The organism is Shewanella polaris (genome assembly GCF_006385555.1).
Taxonomy (GTDB): Bacteria; Pseudomonadota; Gammaproteobacteria; order Enterobacterales; family Shewanellaceae; genus Shewanella; species Shewanella polaris.
Map to the genome: position 1 here is coordinate 4292095 of NZ_CP041036.1, position 19487 is coordinate 4311581.

Consider the following 19487-nt stretch of genomic DNA (forward strand, 5'->3'; position numbering starts at 1 on the left):
CTCTCTTTTTTAATTGGTAACGCTTACTGTGAACTCAGTGTTAGTCAGGGCTCATTCAGTGTTATTTCAACTGTGGCGCTATAAATCGATTATGGCCGATCACCGGCATTTGTTGACGAATACGGCGTAGTTCCGTTAAATCAACTTTAGCTTGTACCCAGCCACATTCAGTGGCTCGCTCAGCAATCACTCGACCCCATGGATCAACTATCATACTGTGCCCCCATGTTTCTCTACTACCTTGATTATGTTGCCCCCATTGGCCAGCACCTAACAAGTAACATTGGGTTTCTATTGCTCGAGCTTGTAATAACACTTGCCAATGCGCTTCACCAGTCACCTTGGTAAATGCTGAAGGTAGGGCAATATAATCTGCTCCCGCTAAACGCAAAGCCCGAAACATATCGCCAAAGCGAATATCATAACAAATGGCTAAACCCACTTTGCCAAAGGGGGTATCGACGATAGTAATGTGATCTCCTGGATGAAAGGTATCACTTTCGCGGTAGGTTTTGGTGCCATCGCTCACTTCGACATCGAATAAATGCAGTTTATCGTAATGCCCTAGGGTGATGCCATGATCATCAAAAAAATAACAACGACTGAAGACTCTACCATCATCGGCACGCATGGGAATAGTGCCGGCAATAAAATACACTTGGTATTGTTTTGCCATTGCCGCTAACGCATTTTTAAGATCGCTTTGATGCTGACTGCCAGCGAATTCAAGTTGTTGACTCTCATGGCCACCAAACAATAAACAACACTCAGGTAACACCACTAATTGTGGTTCATTAGCATCTCGAGGTAAGTCTTTAAGCTGCGAGTCGACAAATGCGAGATTGGCTTTGACATCGCGACTGCTTTGGCATTGCAATAAGCTGATTTGCATTTCTCACTCCTTGTAGCATAACGACATTAGTTGATGGCTCAAAAGTTGATCGTTTAATTAAACGTTCTCGTGTATCTGTGGATTGTATTTGTGCGGTTTGAAAAAGATTATTGATGCTAGGAATAATTATGCTTGATGGCGTTGTACCAATGTATTTTGTAGTATTAAGCGCAGCACTGTCTTGAGCGTCGGTTGCGAGATCCTTGCTCTCAATATCAGTTTCATTACTACTATCATCTGTTTTTACTTTAGCATCTGTATCAGCTTTAGTATCTAGTTTTACTTTAGCATCAGAATCGGTTCCTACATCAGTTTCAGCGTCCTGAGGTAAAATGGCCTTAGGGATTTCGATTTCTTTACTCTTACGTTCAAGCTCTTCTAGTTGTGGATTTTCCATAGTACCTGTGAGTCGAAAACGAATTTCTGAGATAACTTCAATAACAGGCTCTAATACTTTAGTCAGTGCAAATGCCCCTAAACCCAGAGTCCACGCACTGGTACTGAGTAACACTACGGTTGGAACACTGGACGCAAGTTGTGGCACAAAACGAATGTCGTAATTTAAGCTTTGGGTAGTTAAGTCGGTGTAACCTCTAACACGCATATCGCCAGCAATAGCATCCATTTCGGTATCGGTGGTTTTAACCACCCCATTATCAATTGTAAGATTGCCATTAAAGGTATTGAAATACAGACCTTTGCCGAATACATCTGAAAAATCTAACGATAATTTACGTAATAATGAATCTAAACTAAATAACGAAAATACCCGTGCACCTTTATCACTTATCTCCGATAAATGGCCTTTACCTAAGTCAAACTTTAACTGACCGTTTAGAGTCTCAAGCGCGAAATGATAAGGCGCGCCTAGCCAAGATAGTTGGCCAGTAAGATCAAGCGGAGCATCTTTCAATCCTGGGTTTATATCTAATATCGTCGATAAATCATCAAACTTGTCTGCATGTAAATTGACATCAAATAAGGTTTTATCAATCCCACGGTCAACAGACCATAATCCATTAGCTTGTAATGTTACAGTTGGTTTGGTGAGTGAAATCGTTTGAAATTTATAACCTTGATCATTGGGCAAGCCTTGCAGTACTAAGTGCCCGAATGATAAATTATTTACGCTAAAATCATCAACATCTACCGCTAATGTCGGCAGGTGTTGTTGCATCGATGTCGAGCTCAATTCAACACTTTCAATGCTACTCAGTGATGGGAGTAAATGCAGTTTTTTGGCAACAACTTTAATCCCTTGATCGCGCCAGTTTGGATAAAAATCGATACGACCATCAAACTGTTGTGACTCAGCTTCAACCCGCCATAAATGTTCTGTAGGTTGAGCATCAAAGTGCAATTTATCAAATGACTGACCCAATACATTTAATTGGGCAATGTCGGCATGAATGCCCAATAATTTGGGGAATTCCGATGCCACGACTGTCGATTCAGTCGAAGCGATAGTATTTGCAGGTATAACGGCATCAGGCAACTCGTGTGCGGATAAAATACGATCGCGTACTGACGATGTGACAACTTGAGGTTCCGTAGCCGTACTAAATCGATTAATGAGTGGTAGCCATTGCGCTAACTCTATTTTTGGCAAATCCAGATGCAAGTGACCCTGTTGCTTATTTAATGTATCGCCAAGCCTAAAATGACGGCCAATCATAATGTCATAAAAAGCAAGTTGGCTGCCATTTTCGGCATTAAACCCGCCCCAAAATTCAACATTATTACCTAGCTTGATGCTTAGAGATGATTGTTTGTTATCACCAATGAGATCGGCTCGGAGTATTTGAGGCTCGACAGCTGATTTTTTATAGGGCGAAGGCAAGTCGAGAGAGGTTCCAACTAAATCAGATTTTACCGAGACTTGTAAACTGTAACCACTGGGGTCAAATATCATGGTCAATCCACCGTCCCAATTAAGTTCTCCGTTATAGGTACCGGTCATCGGATTAGTTAATTGACTCGGCAAGCTAGCGAGATCCCAGCGTCCAGCCATGTCGACATTTAAGGCTAAATTACCTTTTTTATCAGCCGTCGCCACACTAAATGTTAACGGCTGATTAAACAGCTGTGCCTTGATATTTTTAGCATTAATCAATTGATTATTAAAAGTCACTTGGCCAGTCACTTTTTGTAAATCGAGTCCTGGAGTCGTAATAAAAATCGGATTGTTAGTTAAATTAACTTGGCCCTTTATTAGTTGTTCACCGCCTTGATATAAAGGGATAGCAAGATCCAAGGTAGTATTAATTTGCTGTTGAATTTGCACCACATCTAACGTTGCACCAACGGAGTCTTGCAACGAAGAGGCATTAATCACTTTAGTGGCGGCTTGTGCATCTGTGGTGATATCCGCTACCACTTTTAATAAAGAGTCTTTACCTAAATGCGCAATAGACACTCGGGCCCCGTTAACCGCCACTTTGTCGAGTTTCCCCTGCTCAATAAGCAAATCCATCATGTCATTTTCGAACAGTGCAGAAAGGGTTAAATCACTCACAGCTGGCCAATTCGGTTGAAACTTAAAGATGCCGCTATCAAGAGTAAAACCCGCTTGGAATATTCCGCTATGATCTTGATAAGGATATCCGCTTAATTCACCCTGCCACACAAGCTGTGCATTATTGATTTTCCCAGCAACCAAACCATCATTAAGATAATCGACTAAATGGGGGCTCATGGCCATTAGAGGAAAATAATGTCCCACATGGGCAACGTCATTAATAGTTAGATTCGCCGCCAACGCCATAAAAGGCTGCTCAGACAATGCTAAATTCAAGCCCGCTTGCAGTGTAATATCATCATTGACCAATTCAATATTAGGGATGGCTAGCCGATGCTGAACAACATCATAACGGCCCATAATAGCACTGCCATTAAGTGTTAATGGTTGGCTAAAATCATCACTGAAGTCGAGTTTGTATTCCTGCTCTGGCAAGCTAAATTCAAGCTGATTATTGGCCCACGTTAAGTTGGCATCAATAGGGCTTATTCCTGGTATCGACTGATAGGGTTGCCACTGTAATTGTTGAATGTCGACTTTGGCTATCATCGATTTATCTGCGGGCTTATAGAGCCTAATTGGGCCGATGTCCCCTTGAGGATTGAGATGCTGCCAATTGCTTACTTGTTGCTTACCTAATCCAGGAACTAACGGCAACATAGGCTTGAGGTATGACGGAATGATTTGATTAACGTAACCAAAAAAATCACCTGCATGAGTGCCAACCGCTATCTTCAACGATGGCCAAGTTTGATCGTTAGTTGATAAATCTAGATCCTGACTCTCAATTTTCCAACCACTGGATTGTGGGGTCCACCGCAATGCACCTGAATTAATCGCGAACTTTTGTTGGGTGTCACCATCGCTCCACTGTAACCAGCTAGGTTTAAAAACTAAGATGCCATCACTAATTTCGCGATGCTTGAATGTCATCCATGCATCGAGATTTATCACGCCTTGGAATTCAATATTATCAGTATCTTGCTGCGCAGTATGTTGTCTGGAAGCCCATTCGCCCAAATCCAATGAATCAGCAGTAACATAAAGTTGGCCTTCTACAGTATCGGGTTGATAGCCATCGCCTTTAAGATCAATGCGTAAAGTTAGTTGTTCTTGCTGCGACTCAAGCTGATCAACATGGATCATGCCTTGTGCTTGGTGATGATTTTCAGTGTTTAGCCACAACAGGTTATCGATAAAAATCGGTCGATAATCATGTTGTGAACTAATCAGCTGGAGTGATGCATCTGTGATTAAAAAATGTCCCAACTGTTCTAATAATAGCCCATACAACCAATCTAGATTTACATTGTTATTCGTTTCAGCATGTTCATCTGTGGTGGATAATTGATCGAGATTTAACGCTACTTTAACCCCATCAAATACCACGGTTTCAATCTGTGGACGTAAGGAAATAAGCGACTGCCAAAAATCGAGTTTAATGTGTACATTTTCGCTAATAACAGTAATAGGTAGGTCATCTTGCGGCGGTAAAACCAAATTTTTAACGGTTAGTGCTGGGCCAAATGCTTGCCATTCGGCATTGAGTTCATCCATTTGTACATTGAGGTGATATTCGCTTTCGAGGTAGTTAACTAATTCGGTACGTATTTCAGGAATATGAGGCAATAACCCGCGAATAAGGCTAACAACCAATGCAAATAACACTAGCGTGATAGCCAAAATTTGCCAAGATAATCTATTAATAGTTGCTGCCCGGTTTATAGACACTACATCATCACCACATCATATTTACTTTGAATGTATAACGGTTCATTTTGCAAACGTATACGCTTACCTATATAGACTTCTAACTCTGCCAACAAATGCGATTCATCACCGCTAAAGCTCATATACACAGCTGGCGAGCAATACAGTAAAAATTCATCGGCTTTATAAGCACGATTTAAACGAATAATCTCGCGAAAAATTTCATATGACACGGTTTCAATAGTTTTCATGGTGCCTGTGCCTTTACAAGACGGACACTCACCACACACCACGTGCTCTAAACTTTCGCGGGTACGTTTACGAGTCATTTCGACTAAACCTAGACCGGAAAAACCACTAACACTGGTTTTAACGCGGTCTAACGCTAATGCGGCATTTAAGCTTTCGAGCACTCGCTTTTGGTGTTCATTATTGAGCATATCGATAAAGTCGATAATAATAATTCCGCCCAAATTACGCAACCGCAGTTGTCTCGCAATCGCTTGTGTGGCTTCAAGATTAGTATTGAAAATGGTTTCTTCTAAATTACGATGGCCAACAAACGCTCCGGTATTAATGTCAACTGTGGTCATGGCTTCGGTTTGATCAATAATCAAATAACCGCCAGATTTAAGTTCCACTTTGCGGCCTAAAGCCCGCTGAATTTCGTTTTCGACATCATACAATTCAAAGATGGGTGCGGGGCCTGCATAATGCTCAATTTTATCCGCAATTTCAGGCATGAACTCTTGAGCAAACTGTTGTAATTCTGCATAGGTACGACGTGAATCAACTTGAATATGATCAAGTTCTTCCCCCACAAAATCACGAATAATCCGCACCGGCAATGCCAAGTCTTGATACAGTAAAATAACGCCTTTGCGCTTACGACGTTCGCTAACCTTGGACCACACTCGCCGTAAAAAAGCCGCATCTTGGGCGAGTTCGCCTTCACCTACATTTTCAGCCGCAGTGCGTATAATAAAACCGCCGTCATCATCAACATAAGGCAAGGTAATATTTTTAAGACGTTGACGTTCTTCTTCGAGCTCAATGCGTTGTGATACGCCCACATGGCTAGAACCAGGCATAAAGACTAAATATCGTGAAGGTAAGGTAATGTCGGTTGTTAGACGGGCGCCTTTAGTACCGAGTGGATCTTTAACCACTTGCACCATAATGTCTTGGCCTTGGCGCACCAGCTCCGCAATATCACGCACCACAAAGTTGCCTTTCTCGACATCGGCAACACATTCGGTATGAGGAACAATATCGGAAGCATGTAAGAAAGCGGCTTTATCTAAGCCAATATCAACAAAAGCAGCCTGCATACCAGGAAGTACACGGCTGATTTTACCTTTATAGATATTGCCGACTAAACCTCGTTTCATACGACGTTCAATATGCACCTCTTGCAACACACCATGCTCGACTAATGCAACACGCGCTTCTGTTGGCGTGACATTGATAAGTAATTCTGTGCCTTTTTTACGTTGTGCTTTTATATTCATAAGCCACCAGTATTCAGGTCATGCTTCAATCGTAATAGTGACAGCACTGTAGATAACCGTCGAAGCAATATCTTATTGAGAGTGCTGCATCATGCAGGCTAATAATTCACGAGTATCAACTAAGGGCAAACCGACAACGGCAGAGTAACTGCCTATAATTGATTTAACAAAGCAGCCACCCAGAGCTTGTATACCGTAAGCACCCGCTTTATCCATAGGCTCACCAGAAGCAACATAAGCCTCTATATCAGCTACGGATAACTCACAGAATGTCACTTGAGTACGACACAATCGGCTAAAAGTTTGCTCGCCATCTGTTAATGCTACTGCAGTCATCACCTCGTGAGTTTGACCAGACAGCAATCTCAACATGCGTTTGGCATCATCTTGGTCGACTGGTTTTCCTAATATCTGGTCATTCAGTACTACTATCGTATCCGAACCCAATACTTTAGGTGCGAAAAAATGTTCACTAAGTGCTAACCCCGCTTGGGCTTTTTCGAGCGCTAAACGGGATACATATTGAGTGGCAGTTTCGGTCGACAGAGGTGTTTCATCTATATCAGGCGCAACTAACTCGAACGAAAAACCCGGATGACTAAAGCCTGCTTGAAGTAATAATTCTTTTCTTCTTGGTGAGGTAGAAGCCAGTACCCATGTCATCTGATATTTACTCTAGTTAGTGTACATTAAAACCATACTTAGGTTTTTACGTTGGATTAGCGAACTTTATAATGACGGCGCATATTACGTAACACCCAAAAGACCCACCACCAAATAAATAAACTTGAAATAGCAGGCAAAAACATTTCAACATCAAATGGCGTAGACTCGACCACAACAAACTGGGTCACAAATATAACCACATGATAAATACAGATAAAACAAGCCACTAAGATTGATTGTTGCCAGCGTGGATAATTTCGCAATCGCTGACATAACAACACCACAATATAGATAACCAGCGACAATGCTAATGATCGGATCCCTAAATGGGCTCCTAGTAGCACATCAAGCATTACCCCCAAAATCCATGCGGTAAGAATGTTGTAACGATGCGGTAGTGCCATCGCCCAATACATCATCACCATTAATAGCCAGTCAGGTCGCCACGCTTCAACCATTTTTGGCAGCGGCATAATCTGAAACATCATCCCGATAAATAATGTCAGCCAGACCACTAAGCGCCCATTAGCTATGTGCGTACTCATTGATTTACCTCGCTGGTAGCGGGTTTCGTTGCCGAAGCTGTAGCCTTATCAGCAGTATTTTTAATCAACCCTTGTACATCAGCAGGAAGCGTAAAAGGCTTGGTTTCATCTGGCCAAATAAGTAATACATAACGAATACGGTCAAGCGCAGCTAAAGGCTGAGCATTTATCACCGCGTAGCTCTGACCGTCATCACGCGATACGCTGATCACACGAGCAACGGGATAGCCTTCAGGAAAACGATTACCTAATCCTGAAGTCACTAATAAATCACCCACGATAATATCGGTACTTTTAGCCACATGACGTAATTCAATTTGATCAATATCACCGGTACCGTTAGCAATAGCGCGCACGTCGTTGCGTGTCACTCGAACAGGAATACCGTGGGTCGTATCTGACACCATTAACACCCTGCTGGTTAATTCACTCACTTCAACAACTTGTCCCACAACACCTTTAGCATCAACGACAGGTTGACCAACATAGACACCCGTTTGTAAGCCATGGTTTAACACCACAAACTGCCGAAAAGGATCGCTGGCAACTTCCATAACTTCGGCCACCATTTTACGAGAATCCATGTGCACAGGCGAACCGAGCAATGCACGTAAACGTTCATTCTCTTGGCGAACATACTCGAAACGTTGTAAACGCTCAGACATCACCAGTTGTTGGCGTAGTAGTTCTTTATTTTGCAATTCGAGCATATTGCGAGTCGCAAATGCTTCTGCGGACCAGTCAAGCATCACACCTGGGACATTGGCTAAATACTGCAGAGGACTTAATACTGAGGATAAAGATTGGCGAATGGGATCTAGGCGTTGATTAGTGATAAGTAATGCCACCGACAAAATAATTGCCAGTGTTAATCTAAATTGGATGGAAACGCCACGAACGAAAATTGGTTTCATAAATTGTTCGCAACTTTGTTAACCCAGTTACGACGTTAACAAAGTTGCTCAGCTAGTAATAATTAGTTCTCTTCAGAGAACAAATCACCACCGTGCATATCAATCATTTCAAGCGCTTTACCACCGCCACGAGCAACACAAGTCAGAGGGTCGTCAGCAACCATCACCGGAATCCCAGTCTCTTGCATTAACAAACGGTCTAAATCACGAAGTAAAGCACCACCGCCTGTTAATACCATGCCACGCTCAGAAATGTCTGAAGCTAGCTCTGGTGGCGACTGTTCAAGGGCAACCATTACCGCACTCACAATACCCGATAACGGTTCTTGTAATGCTTCTAAGATTTCATTGCTGTTTAACGTAAAACTTCTTGGTACACCTTCCGCAAGATTACGACCGCGCACTTCAATTTCAAGCACTTCGTCACCAGGATATGCAGTACCAATAGTATGTTTAATACGTTCAGCAGTTGCCTCACCAATTAAGCTACCGTAATTACGGCGAACATAATTAATAATCGCATCGTCAAACTTATCGCCACCGATACGTACTGATGAAGAATACACCACACCATTTAACGAAATAATCGCGACTTCAGTGGTACCACCACCAATATCAACAACCATAGAGCCCGTTGCTTCTGATACCGGTAAACCAGCACCAATAGCAGCAGCCATAGGCTCTTCAATAAGATACACTTCACGTGCACCAGCACCCATAGCTGATTCACGAATAGCACGACGTTCAACTTGAGTCGCGCCTACAGGTACGCAGACTAATACTCGCGGACTTGGGCGAAAGAAACTGTTGTTGTGCACTTGCTTGATAAAGTGTTGAAGCATTTTCTCGGTCACATAGAAATCGGCAATAACGCCGTCTTTCATCGGACGAATAGCTTGAATATTACCAGGTGTTCGACCTAGCATTTGTTTAGCATCAGTCCCCACAGCAGCAACTGATTTTGGACCATTACTATTGCGTTCGCCGCGAATGGCAACCACAGAGGGTTCGTTCAGTACGATGCCTTCATCGCGAACATAAATAAGAGTGTTTGCCGTACCTAAATCTATGGATAGGTCGTTAGAAAAAATGCCACGCAACTTTTTGAACATGTATCAGGCCTGTATTCTGTGAAGTCAGAAGAATAAAAATCAGCTAACTCTATCAATGACACCCCCATTCTACAATACCGAACAGGTCAACAATCGCTAATCTGGCATTTTTTTTTCTAAAAATGCCTAAAAAAATGTCAATCGTTCAAATTTAATCCTAAAAATCATAAAAACGATGTTTTTTTATTCAGTTTATTGGTTCACTTCTCGCCAATAAATGATCCTATCATGTCCTCGGTAGCGGCCAAAATAAGCACTCGCTTTTGGGTTATATAATAAAGTCGAACTTGCATCGTCCCAATTCCAATACCATTTGAGCCAATCGTCAACAGTTAATGGAGCGGTAACTTGGCCTCGATAAGGTACTAAACCGCTACTTTCCCATAACAATGTCAGCTTTCCAGAGTTCACTTCACTGCCAGCATCGCTACGAGTAACACTCTGTCCAGCAGTTAATGATGGCGCATATACTTCTGTGCCATCTAGAGGATCAATAACTTGAGTGCAACTATCATCGATGTTTGTTATCCAATCACTACCATTCCAGTATTGGGCATAAGTTGTCATACGCAGTATTTCATTTTCAGGGCCATAGGTATTATCCATCACCACTCTGCCATGACGAAAATCTTGAGTCGAGAGTAGCTTTGCTGTGCAAGTATTATTGTCGGCACAAATACTGCTGCTACCCGGGAGCATATCTGCAGATGCAACTAATGCGAAGTCTCCATCATTATCAAATACTTGCACACCAATATCCAACAAAGAAAAAGGTCCGTCAACACCCGGAGCCGTCATTCGGTTGAAGCTAGCTAGGTTAGTGATGTCGACGCTTGCTTCACCTAAAGCCCATGAGCTTGCATCAATGGGCAAATCACTTAATCTGGCACTTAAATCCACACCATTATTAGCATTTTCCCCTACTAAGATTGCATTAGCTTTAGCAAAGACACCTTGATAATTTTGGGTCACATAAGTTCCTGTATTTACGGTATTTAAGGTTAGCGCTAGTTTAAAAGGCTGATCCATATAATTAAAACTACCGCAAGATGGCACTACACTAATGTTACTGACAACAAAACGGTCTGGCACAAAACGACCTATGCTAGGAGATTCAGCCATTGGAATATCATAGAAACTCGAACCTAAATAATTACTTAGAGGCTTAGCTGTAAATTGAAATACACCGACTTCTGTTACTGACTGTGGCACAGTATTAGTGTTAGTTGTTTGGGCTACATGATTATATTGTGTAGTGCCAACAGCACCTAACACACCATCAGACGGGGCAACTAGCTCATGTGCTAATGTTATGTTTTCATGAGCATAATTTGGCGTATTGATGTTATCGCAGAAATTGGTATCACCGTCAAACTCCCAAGCTTTCCCTTGAATAACTAATTTAAATGACTCGCCAGCTTTTTTGTAAACATCACAAGTACTATTACCTGCAGCGCACTTTGCACTACTATCTTCTGGCGTAACACACAAGCCCACCGGGAAGCTGACAAACTCATCAGAGCCCGTCATGACCAAGCCTTCCTCATCACCTGTGCCGGTATACTTTGCATCTAGCTGTATTTTCCCTGCATCGGGGTAGTTAACAATAAGCTCAGCTTTACCATCGTTATCGAATGCCAACGCAAGCGTTGTAGCGGCACTCTCTAGTTTACTCATCACCTTACTATTCACCGTGACTGACTGACCATTTATAGGCAAACTTGGATCAATATAACTACTCCAAAAACTGACATCTTTTGTGGTATCAGCAAAGGTAGGTACACATTGCAACGTCTCATCTGATTTCTTCACCGCACTGATTGAAATGTTACCCGTAGGTTTGTTTGCTAGCTTATCTGGCACATCAAAAATAAAGCCACTGTCAGCAAACACCAAATTACAACTTGCTACGCTAGCCGCTTCGCCATTAATACGGCACAAGGTTTCACTGAATGCTTTAGTACTTGGCGTTGACCCTGTAACACCTAAAGTAACGATGCCAGGAGTATTACGTCTTAATTGTAGATCTGACTTTTCTCCACCAGTGAAGGTCACCACATTTCCCCCAACCCAACCACCACCAGTGATTGTTACAGGGCTCAGTGTTGCCGTAACAGTTTCCGTCACGGTTTGGGTGCAATCTGTATTAGCACAAGCTTTAATCGACAGTATTTTTGGTGCACAGGTAATACCTTGTCCAGAGTATGAATACTCAAAGTGATCTATTTGTATTCCAACTGGATTTGATTTTAGTGCACAAATTTCTACATTATCAATTTCATGCTTATTGGTTGATCCCCCCGTCGAACCTGTTAACGATAATAAAAAGTTATCCGGTATTGCAGCTTGAGTGATGATGGCTGCAGCATCAAATGCGGAAATAATCTCAACAAAACCACTACCGGTATTACGTTCTACTTTCACTATTGATTGGTTAGTAATTTGTGAATCAATGGTAATACGGTAACGGTGTGCCGGAGATACATTATTGTTATCAACGGTCGGAGATAAACAACTACCATTAGTATTGGTGGTGCCATTACTACATGTACCACGTAAATAAGGATAACCAGCCGTACCAGTACCCGATCCCCGAATTGCAACAGATTGCCGACGACGCCCGGGTCCACTAGGGCCTCCCTCTCTTGAAAAGTTACCATATTCATCGATACCAAAACCTAACCAGCCACCTGCAAAACCATTCTCATTTGAACGAGCACCATAGCCTAGTGGTCCACCATAGGCTCCAGCTTGAGGTGTAATCGAACCATCTGATAATACTAAGGCTATACCATCGGCTCCATTACCGTCGTAAGCAAAATGATCAAACTCAATTGACACGAAATTATCTTCAGCAGGAAATAGTCTTTGGTAAGTAGAAGATGTTGCTTGATTTGTTGATGTTTGTGTTACTCGCAAACGATTACTAACGATAGAAGGCGTAAAGCTACCTCGACTTTTTGAAACAACCCAATCATCCCCAAGGTCAGTTCGTTGGAAATCATCAGTAAAACACGTCAAAGGAGTCTCAACCTCAATAGTACAATCTGGAACAACATCGATTAGATCTGCACTATCAACAAACGTTACTGATGAACTCCCCCCCAATACGATATCTTTCCCAGTAACAGCGCCTTTAATTTTTGCTGAACCATTAATGGTAACTGTACTTTCAGATACCACATAAGCATTCAAACTTGCGCCGCCTTCAATTTCAAATTTGCCATAATGATAAAATAGTAAATTTTCTGGAGAACTGGCTAGCGTTAAATTTTTCTGAATATAATCATTTTTGATAAAAAAAGTCACTCGCCCTGTCGTTGGGAATATCAATTGAACACCATTATTGATGCTCATTGTTTCTATCCAATACTGTCCTGAGGAAAATTCAATCTTGCCAGAGGTAGCAGACAAATTTTTGATTTTGTATTTACCATTACTAGTAGTAAAAACAATCTTTTTATCACTACCATTAGCGACTGACACATTACGATATTCACCTTCGGCGATATTAACCGTTTCATTACCATAAGATGGAGGACCTAAATCAACAGTGCTGCTTGATTGACACTGGGCAAAGTCAATACGTCCAGAGGGTAATTCTGCAAGACTACCACCGTCACGGCAAACTCTGGAAGTACCATTGGAGCTAATACAAGAACCAAAGTTACTGTCTCCACCTTGATAATAATTATCTGTTGGCAGTTTACCGTTACTCGGTGCGTTGATGATCGTGGCTGAATTCAAATTAATTGTGCCATTGGTATCAAAGTTATTAACACCCTCTTTAAAAGTGTCGCGCCAATCAGCCGATGCTGTTGTTACCGACATAAAAAAAGCCATTAATATCCATGTAAAAATCAATAGTGTTCTAAAGATATTAGATTTCCTCGATAACCCAATGCTAATTCCCACGCGCTTCTACCTCCACTTGGCGACTGACTCGCAAACACGTTGAACTGCTCGAGTTACCAGTACAATTACCGGTTTCACATACCGCAGAGCTGTTAATTCTATATTGAACGACACCACCCACGGAGGCAGAATTACAGCTCACTGTGGTGTTGCAGTTATGAAAACCTTTTACATCAAGCCCAGTTGGTGGCGTCCATGTTGCACTGACATAGGTACAATCTGCGACAGAATCATCAACAGGAAACAACTGAGCCAATGCCGCATCTGCACCACTATTTGCATTAAATAAAGCTCGAGTGCCCCACACTTCCATGTTCACCGACTCATCGGCATCGCCAACAATACGAATTAAGCTCGCAGCGATAAGAAACATTACCGTTAGCACAAAAACACCGATAATCAGTGCGCTGCCTTGTTGCGAGTGTTGGCTTAATTTCAGCTTAGGGAACATTCATCACCTGTACTTGATGGTTATATTGAAATGTTTCACCATTGACGGAAAATACTGGTTGTAAATGCACTATCGCATTGGTCACCAGTGTCGATGGAGTAAGAATAACCGCGGGATTAACCGCTAACGCATTAACAACATTTTGTGCCATCAACACACCATTGCCCATCACAGCGGGTACGGGCTGGTTCACCTTATAGCCATAGTTTTGGTATAGGCGCAACTCAACGCTGCTGACATTGTTAACAAAACAGTAGCTCAAAGGACTATCGGCAACATATAAGCGTTTTAATGGCGATGCCTCTGTAAAGCGAACACTTTGAGTTAATGTAATCGTAAGTTGGTCGCCTGATTCAGTGACACTTTGTATGATAAATCGTTTAGCGGTTGTCCCTTGAGGATTATAAATATCCGCGCTTGTTAGTGGATAAATCAATACTGATTGAGCAGCATTAATACTACGAACACTTTTAATCGCTGTTAGACTATTTTGCGTAGCTTGTGGAAAAAAAGGTGCATCAAGATACGATGTGCTTGCGCTAATCGGCAATAATTCAAGACATTGATAACTACCGTCTATTGCCGTTAACACGCGCATACTATTAGGCACAGCAGCACGAATATCCCGGGTCATCCGCTCAATGCCAAAACGGCTTTGACTGAGCACTTGATCAACCGCGCTAGATTCAACAAAAATTCGAGTGCCGAAAATCACAAAACTACTCAACCCAACAACGACAATGCCTAAAATTAAAATGACCGTAACCATTTCAATTAAGGTAAAACCAGCGGATTTAACTTGGTTGCTAAGTGGCATTAGTAATTACTCCTTACCGCTTGGTAAGTAATTACTTCACCGGCAGGTGTCGTCACGGCAACAGTAATTAGTTTTTCAGCTTGAGTAGCTGGATCAATATATGCCACTGAAACCTGCAATTTATAACGAGGATAGGCCTGAGCATAGGTTTGGCTTGAATCGAGCATGTTTGCGGTTTCATTTAAGCCATTGTAATCATCAACATCGTTGAACGAGTCACGGCTTTCACCGCTATCAATACCGAGTAAACCTGATGAAGTACAAGCAATACCGCCAGAAGCATTACACGCAGGAACGCCACCATTAGGATTGGTATTTTGATCATATCGTTTGCCCCAAATTTCATTCATTACCGAATGAGCCAACTCAGCAGAACGAACTCTGTGTAGCGTGGCTGCCGCTCTGTCTGCTTGGGGAAATAACATGCTGGTGAGCATTACAATCGCAATACCGATCACCATCATACCCACAACAAGTTCGATTAAGGTAAAGCCTCCATGGGGATGAGGTAGTGGTTTATGCTGAATGTTATAGAGCATAAATATACCCCTCAGATTCAACCGCAATGGCTAAGGTTTCATCTGCCACTGCATTAAAACAATGGCCAGAACAAGCCGGAGATAACATCCGACCTAAGCTGTCAAAGGTAATCGAAAATACTTGGCTAGCACTACTGGCTAAGGTGATATTAGCGCCACCACCAAAATTTTGTGGTTGTTCTGCGCGAAATGGGCTACTACAGCTATTACCGATACGGCTGCTAAAATAACGTAATGTATAGCCACTGGCGTTAACATCAAGTTGATAGCACTGATCAGTATTTTGCATTGCTTTAAGTTGGACTTGACGCAACTCGCTAATAAACTCATTACGTAAGGTATAAGCGCTGTAAGAAGAGTCAGACATTAAACGCGGTAATACCGCCACGGCAAGAATACCAATCAAAATCATGGTGGTAACTAATTCAACTAAAGTAAACCCAAGTTGAATATTGCGTTGTTGACTCACTGTAATGATGTCCTTAACTTAATGAGCAGAAATATTTTCGATCTCTCTCTTTTTACAAATGAAAAATGACTATCACATGCGTAAAGGTAACAAATTCAAATAATCATTACGCTTAATCAGTATGGCTAAAATAACATAAAATATCAGTCTATTTATTCAGTTAGTCAAAAAATCACTGATGTACATTATAACAACCATCTCCCCCAGTATTAGCAAATCAAATGTATTGAAAATTCAATTTCACCTTAGAAAGAAAGTAGTAAAAAAAAACCTGCACATGGCAGGTTTTTCTTATGGCTAACAATCAAACATTAACAATCATCAGCATCAGGAACTTGAGATAATACAGGAGTCGTTGTTGCATTTGCTTGAGTATAAGTAAATGAACATTCAGCAGGTGCGCCTGCTTGCCAAATTTCGACACTGCCAGTACCTTCTTCAATAATCCAATCAGAGGCTGGATCAGATATTGTAGCTGCTGTAGCCTCACCATCTGCACCTAAATCAAAAGTAACATCTAGAGCTTCTTCTAAAGAATCCTTCGTGGCTTGTACGTAACCATAAGCAATATCTACATCTTCAGTGCCAGAACCAATATCAAGTGTTTCTGTTGCATCACTTTCTTTCCCAGCTAAAGCCGCCTTTGAATAAACTAGGGTATTTGCACCTTGGATAGCACCACGCATTCCAGCTAAAGATGATGCACGAGCATCACCTTGCAGGTTAATAAATTTAGGCGCTGCCGTTACCGCTAAAATACCAAGAATAATGATCACAACCACTAATTCGATTAATGTAAAACCTTGTTGCTTTTGCATATTAAATAACCTCTATAAAAAAGAATATGGGTAAATCGACATCATTATGAGAAGTGATAAACCAAATTAGTCGTTAGTAAATGATACCACCTGACCCGTTCCGGCATTATATGTTACACCGTTAGCGCCCGCGGTATCTAAATCTGGAGCAGGATCTGCGACCCCTGTGGTCTGATTTAATGTTAATGTAGCGATTTGATGATATACACACACATCAAGGTTACTGACAGATTGACCATCAATACTGGTAGATGTTCCACCCACACCATCTAACATTCTAACCGTATAACGCTGCTGGCTAGCATCTAGGTTATAAATAACATTTCTAGGTGCATTTTGTAAAACAGAATCAAATACTTCCTGACAAGTATCATCGGTCATTGTCGTAGCATCGGTATTGGTGGTTCCGGTAGGAAAACCAAACCGAGTATCAAGTGACACACTGGTACCGTCTAAAAGCACATTGGTATTACGACGTCCATCAACTTCCCATTGAGCACGTACAAAACTCACTGCGGTAGCTAAACCACCTGCAACCCCATCTACACTGGCATCTTGGGCATCATCAGTCACATTTAAAAAGCGTGGTAATGCCGTAGCAGCTAATAAACCGAGGATGACAATGACTATCACCAATTCGACTAATGAAAAACCTTGTTGTTTAAATTTCATTATATTTAACTCTTCTCTATAGCACCATAACAGAACATAAAACTGATTAAGCTATAACTTCACTAATATTAGCAGGTTATTAAATCTTTAACACTAGCGATACACAATATATCAGTCACCCATTAAAAAAATCACTCTACCCGTTTGCAGTTGATAACGTAAACTGGCTTTATTTGAAAAGTAACGGCAAATATTCTGCTCAGACTGATAATCTACCGTAATATTTAACTCATGAACATCACTTGCCAATAATTGCCCCCATAGATGTACGCAACCTTGGGTGTCATGAGTATTAATGATTGGCCATCCTTCAGCTGACATAGAAATCCAATTATCGGTTCCCACTATATCAACATCGTCATAAATAGTGTCCATTTTCAATTGAGTATCTTTTAATACGGCATCATTGTTGCCACTATCTACTTTATTAGAAGACACATCTGACACCACGTTATGCCAAGACAATAACATCCTGTCGGGTCGACCAGAAGCTAACCATTGGCTATGCACCATAGCTAAAACATTCAATAAACGATTATGCTCAAACTCTAAGCCGCGCTCGCCTAAACTTTGGGTATTATTCAAATAACGTATACCAAAAATGGTGAGCAAGACTAATAAAACGACCATTGCAATAACTCGCCCATAAATTTTAAGCAAATCATCATCTGCTTTTTGTTGGCTCAGCATCCAAATTCCTGATAAATAATGCTCATTCTGCGCTAACCCCCTTTAACCACACTAAGCATATCCCACATAGGGAGATAAATACCCAAAGCCAATATCAATACAATACCCGCAACAAATGCGATTAAAATAGGTTCAAGTTTAGCGGTAAGATTTTTTAAATCGTAATCCACCTCGCCCTCATAAAAGTCAGCGGCATCATTTAATAACTGATCGATTTGACCGGTCTCTTCACCCACGGCAACCATTTGCAATACTAACGGAGTGAACAGCTGGCTACTATTGGATACCCGCAGCATTGATTCACCCGATTCGATGCCACGTCGCATCCCCACAATCTTGTCATGCATATAGGCATTATCTACCGCATCGGCTACCAAACTTAATGCTTGTGTCATAGGCACACCCGCGCTAAGCATCATCGAAAAACAACGACAATAACGTGACAAAGTTGAGCGTTCAATAATAGAGCCAACCACAGGAATATGCAGTTTCCATAAGTCCCATTGCTTCTCACCCTTTTCTGTATGATGCCAATAGCGAATACCGACTACAACGCCAATTAATACCACTATCATATGCGGCCAGAAATTAACAAACAGATTCGAGGTACCAATTAATATTTTTGTAGCCCATGGCAATTCAGCACCAAAACGAGAAAACATGTCGGCAAATTTAGGGATCACCATAATGTTCAAAATAACCATCGCAATGGTAATGGCAAACAAGACGAACATTGGATAACGCATTGCGGCTTTAATTCGCCGACGAGTTTCTTGTTCACGTTCGATATACCCCGACAACTGGATAAAAGCATCTTCCAATTTACCGGTATTTTCACCAACATGAACCATCGATATAAACAATGAATCAAATACATCTGGATGTTGATTCATTGCCGAAGATAATGGTCGCCCAGAAGTAAGCTGTTCAGATATATCATCTAAAGCTTTCTTCATTCGGTCTGAATGAGTGGTTTCTGATAACCCAGCAATAGCTCTTAAAATGGGAATGCCTGAACGCGTCAATGAATACATTTGTCGGCTAAAAATTTGCAGTTCTTCGAGCGACACTTTGCTTTTAAATAAGCTCACCGAAAACGATTGCTTGGTTTTCACTTCTCGTAATTCTAACGGGATAATGCCCCGAGATAACAATGTATCGGCCGCGGAGCTTTCATTGGCAGACTCAAGCTGTGCACTGACAGCCTGCCCTTGTGAATTACGACCTCGATATTGATATGTAGGCATG

16 protein-coding genes are annotated in these 19487 nt (G+C 41.6%); all 16 read right to left on the reverse strand.

The window, feature by feature from the left end; all coding sequences use genetic code 11:
• Nucleotides 1-61: 61 nt before the first annotated feature.
• Nucleotides 62-892, reverse strand: coding sequence for a carbon-nitrogen hydrolase family protein (locus FH971_RS18725; RefSeq protein WP_137224797.1), 831 nt, complete (start codon nucleotides 890-892; stop codon nucleotides 62-64).
• Nucleotides 816-5141, reverse strand: a complete 4326-nt coding sequence (locus tag FH971_RS18730) for a YhdP family protein (protein WP_140235301.1) — start codon at nucleotides 5139-5141, stop codon at nucleotides 816-818. The genes FH971_RS18725 and FH971_RS18730 overlap by 77 nt, the downstream gene beginning before the upstream one ends.
• Nucleotides 5141-6631, reverse strand: a complete 1491-nt coding sequence (gene rng, locus FH971_RS18735; protein ID WP_137224793.1) for a ribonuclease G — start codon at nucleotides 6629-6631, stop codon at nucleotides 5141-5143. The genes FH971_RS18730 and rng overlap by 1 nt, the downstream gene beginning before the upstream one ends.
• 72 nt (nucleotides 6632-6703) lie before the next feature.
• The gene (locus FH971_RS18740; RefSeq protein ID WP_140235302.1) at nucleotides 6704-7294 is read right to left on the reverse strand and encodes a Maf family protein; all 591 of its coding nucleotides are present in this window, start codon (nucleotides 7292-7294) and stop codon (nucleotides 6704-6706) included.
• Between the two features lie 56 nt (nucleotides 7295-7350).
• Nucleotides 7351-7842 carry a rod shape-determining protein MreD gene (gene mreD / locus FH971_RS18745; protein ID WP_140235303.1) on the reverse strand — a complete coding sequence of 164 codons (492 nt, stop codon included), beginning with the start codon at nucleotides 7840-7842 and terminating at the stop codon, nucleotides 7351-7353.
• Entirely contained in the window at nucleotides 7839-8756 is a 918-nt protein-coding gene (gene mreC, locus FH971_RS18750; protein ID WP_140235304.1) for a rod shape-determining protein MreC, read from the reverse strand. Before mreC ends, mreD begins: the two co-directional genes overlap by 4 nt.
• Before the next feature lie 62 nt (nucleotides 8757-8818).
• On the reverse strand, nucleotides 8819-9868 hold the full coding sequence (locus tag FH971_RS18755; RefSeq protein ID WP_137224785.1) for a rod shape-determining protein: 1050 nt from the start codon (nucleotides 9866-9868) through the stop codon (nucleotides 8819-8821).
• A 192-nt stretch (nucleotides 9869-10060) separates the two neighbouring features.
• Nucleotides 10061-13699, reverse strand: coding sequence for a DUF6701 domain-containing protein (locus tag FH971_RS18760; RefSeq protein ID WP_240778405.1), 3639 nt, complete (start codon nucleotides 13697-13699; stop codon nucleotides 10061-10063).
• 73 nt (nucleotides 13700-13772) lie between these two features.
• Complete coding sequence (locus tag FH971_RS18765; RefSeq protein WP_140235306.1) at nucleotides 13773-14234, reverse strand: MSHA biogenesis protein MshP; 462 nt, start codon at nucleotides 14232-14234, stop codon at nucleotides 13773-13775.
• Nucleotides 14224-15051 (reverse strand): PilW family protein, encoded by an 828-nt coding sequence (locus FH971_RS18770; RefSeq protein ID WP_140235307.1) that lies wholly within the window; start codon nucleotides 15049-15051, stop codon nucleotides 14224-14226. Before FH971_RS18770 ends, FH971_RS18765 begins: the two co-directional genes overlap by 11 nt.
• Nucleotides 15051-15590, reverse strand: coding sequence for a type IV pilus modification PilV family protein (locus FH971_RS18775; protein WP_140235308.1), 540 nt, complete (start codon nucleotides 15588-15590; stop codon nucleotides 15051-15053). The genes FH971_RS18770 and FH971_RS18775 overlap by 1 nt, the downstream gene beginning before the upstream one ends.
• On the reverse strand, nucleotides 15580-16059 hold the full coding sequence (locus FH971_RS18780) for a pilus assembly FimT family protein (protein ID WP_140235309.1): 480 nt from the start codon (nucleotides 16057-16059) through the stop codon (nucleotides 15580-15582). The genes FH971_RS18775 and FH971_RS18780 overlap by 11 nt, the downstream gene beginning before the upstream one ends.
• Before the next feature lie 311 nt (nucleotides 16060-16370).
• Complete coding sequence (locus FH971_RS18785) at nucleotides 16371-16877, reverse strand: prepilin-type N-terminal cleavage/methylation domain-containing protein (RefSeq protein WP_140235310.1); 507 nt, start codon at nucleotides 16875-16877, stop codon at nucleotides 16371-16373.
• A gap of 66 nt (nucleotides 16878-16943) precedes the next feature.
• Nucleotides 16944-17549, reverse strand: a complete 606-nt coding sequence (locus FH971_RS18790) for a pilin (protein ID WP_140235311.1) — start codon at nucleotides 17547-17549, stop codon at nucleotides 16944-16946.
• 111 nt (nucleotides 17550-17660) lie between these two features.
• Entirely contained in the window at nucleotides 17661-18239 is a 579-nt protein-coding gene (locus FH971_RS18795; RefSeq protein ID WP_140235312.1) for a hypothetical protein, read from the reverse strand.
• A gap of 32 nt (nucleotides 18240-18271) precedes the next feature.
• Complete coding sequence (locus tag FH971_RS18800; protein WP_140235313.1) at nucleotides 18272-19486, reverse strand: type II secretion system F family protein; 1215 nt, start codon at nucleotides 19484-19486, stop codon at nucleotides 18272-18274.
• Between the last annotated feature and the right edge of the window lies 1 nt (nucleotide 19487).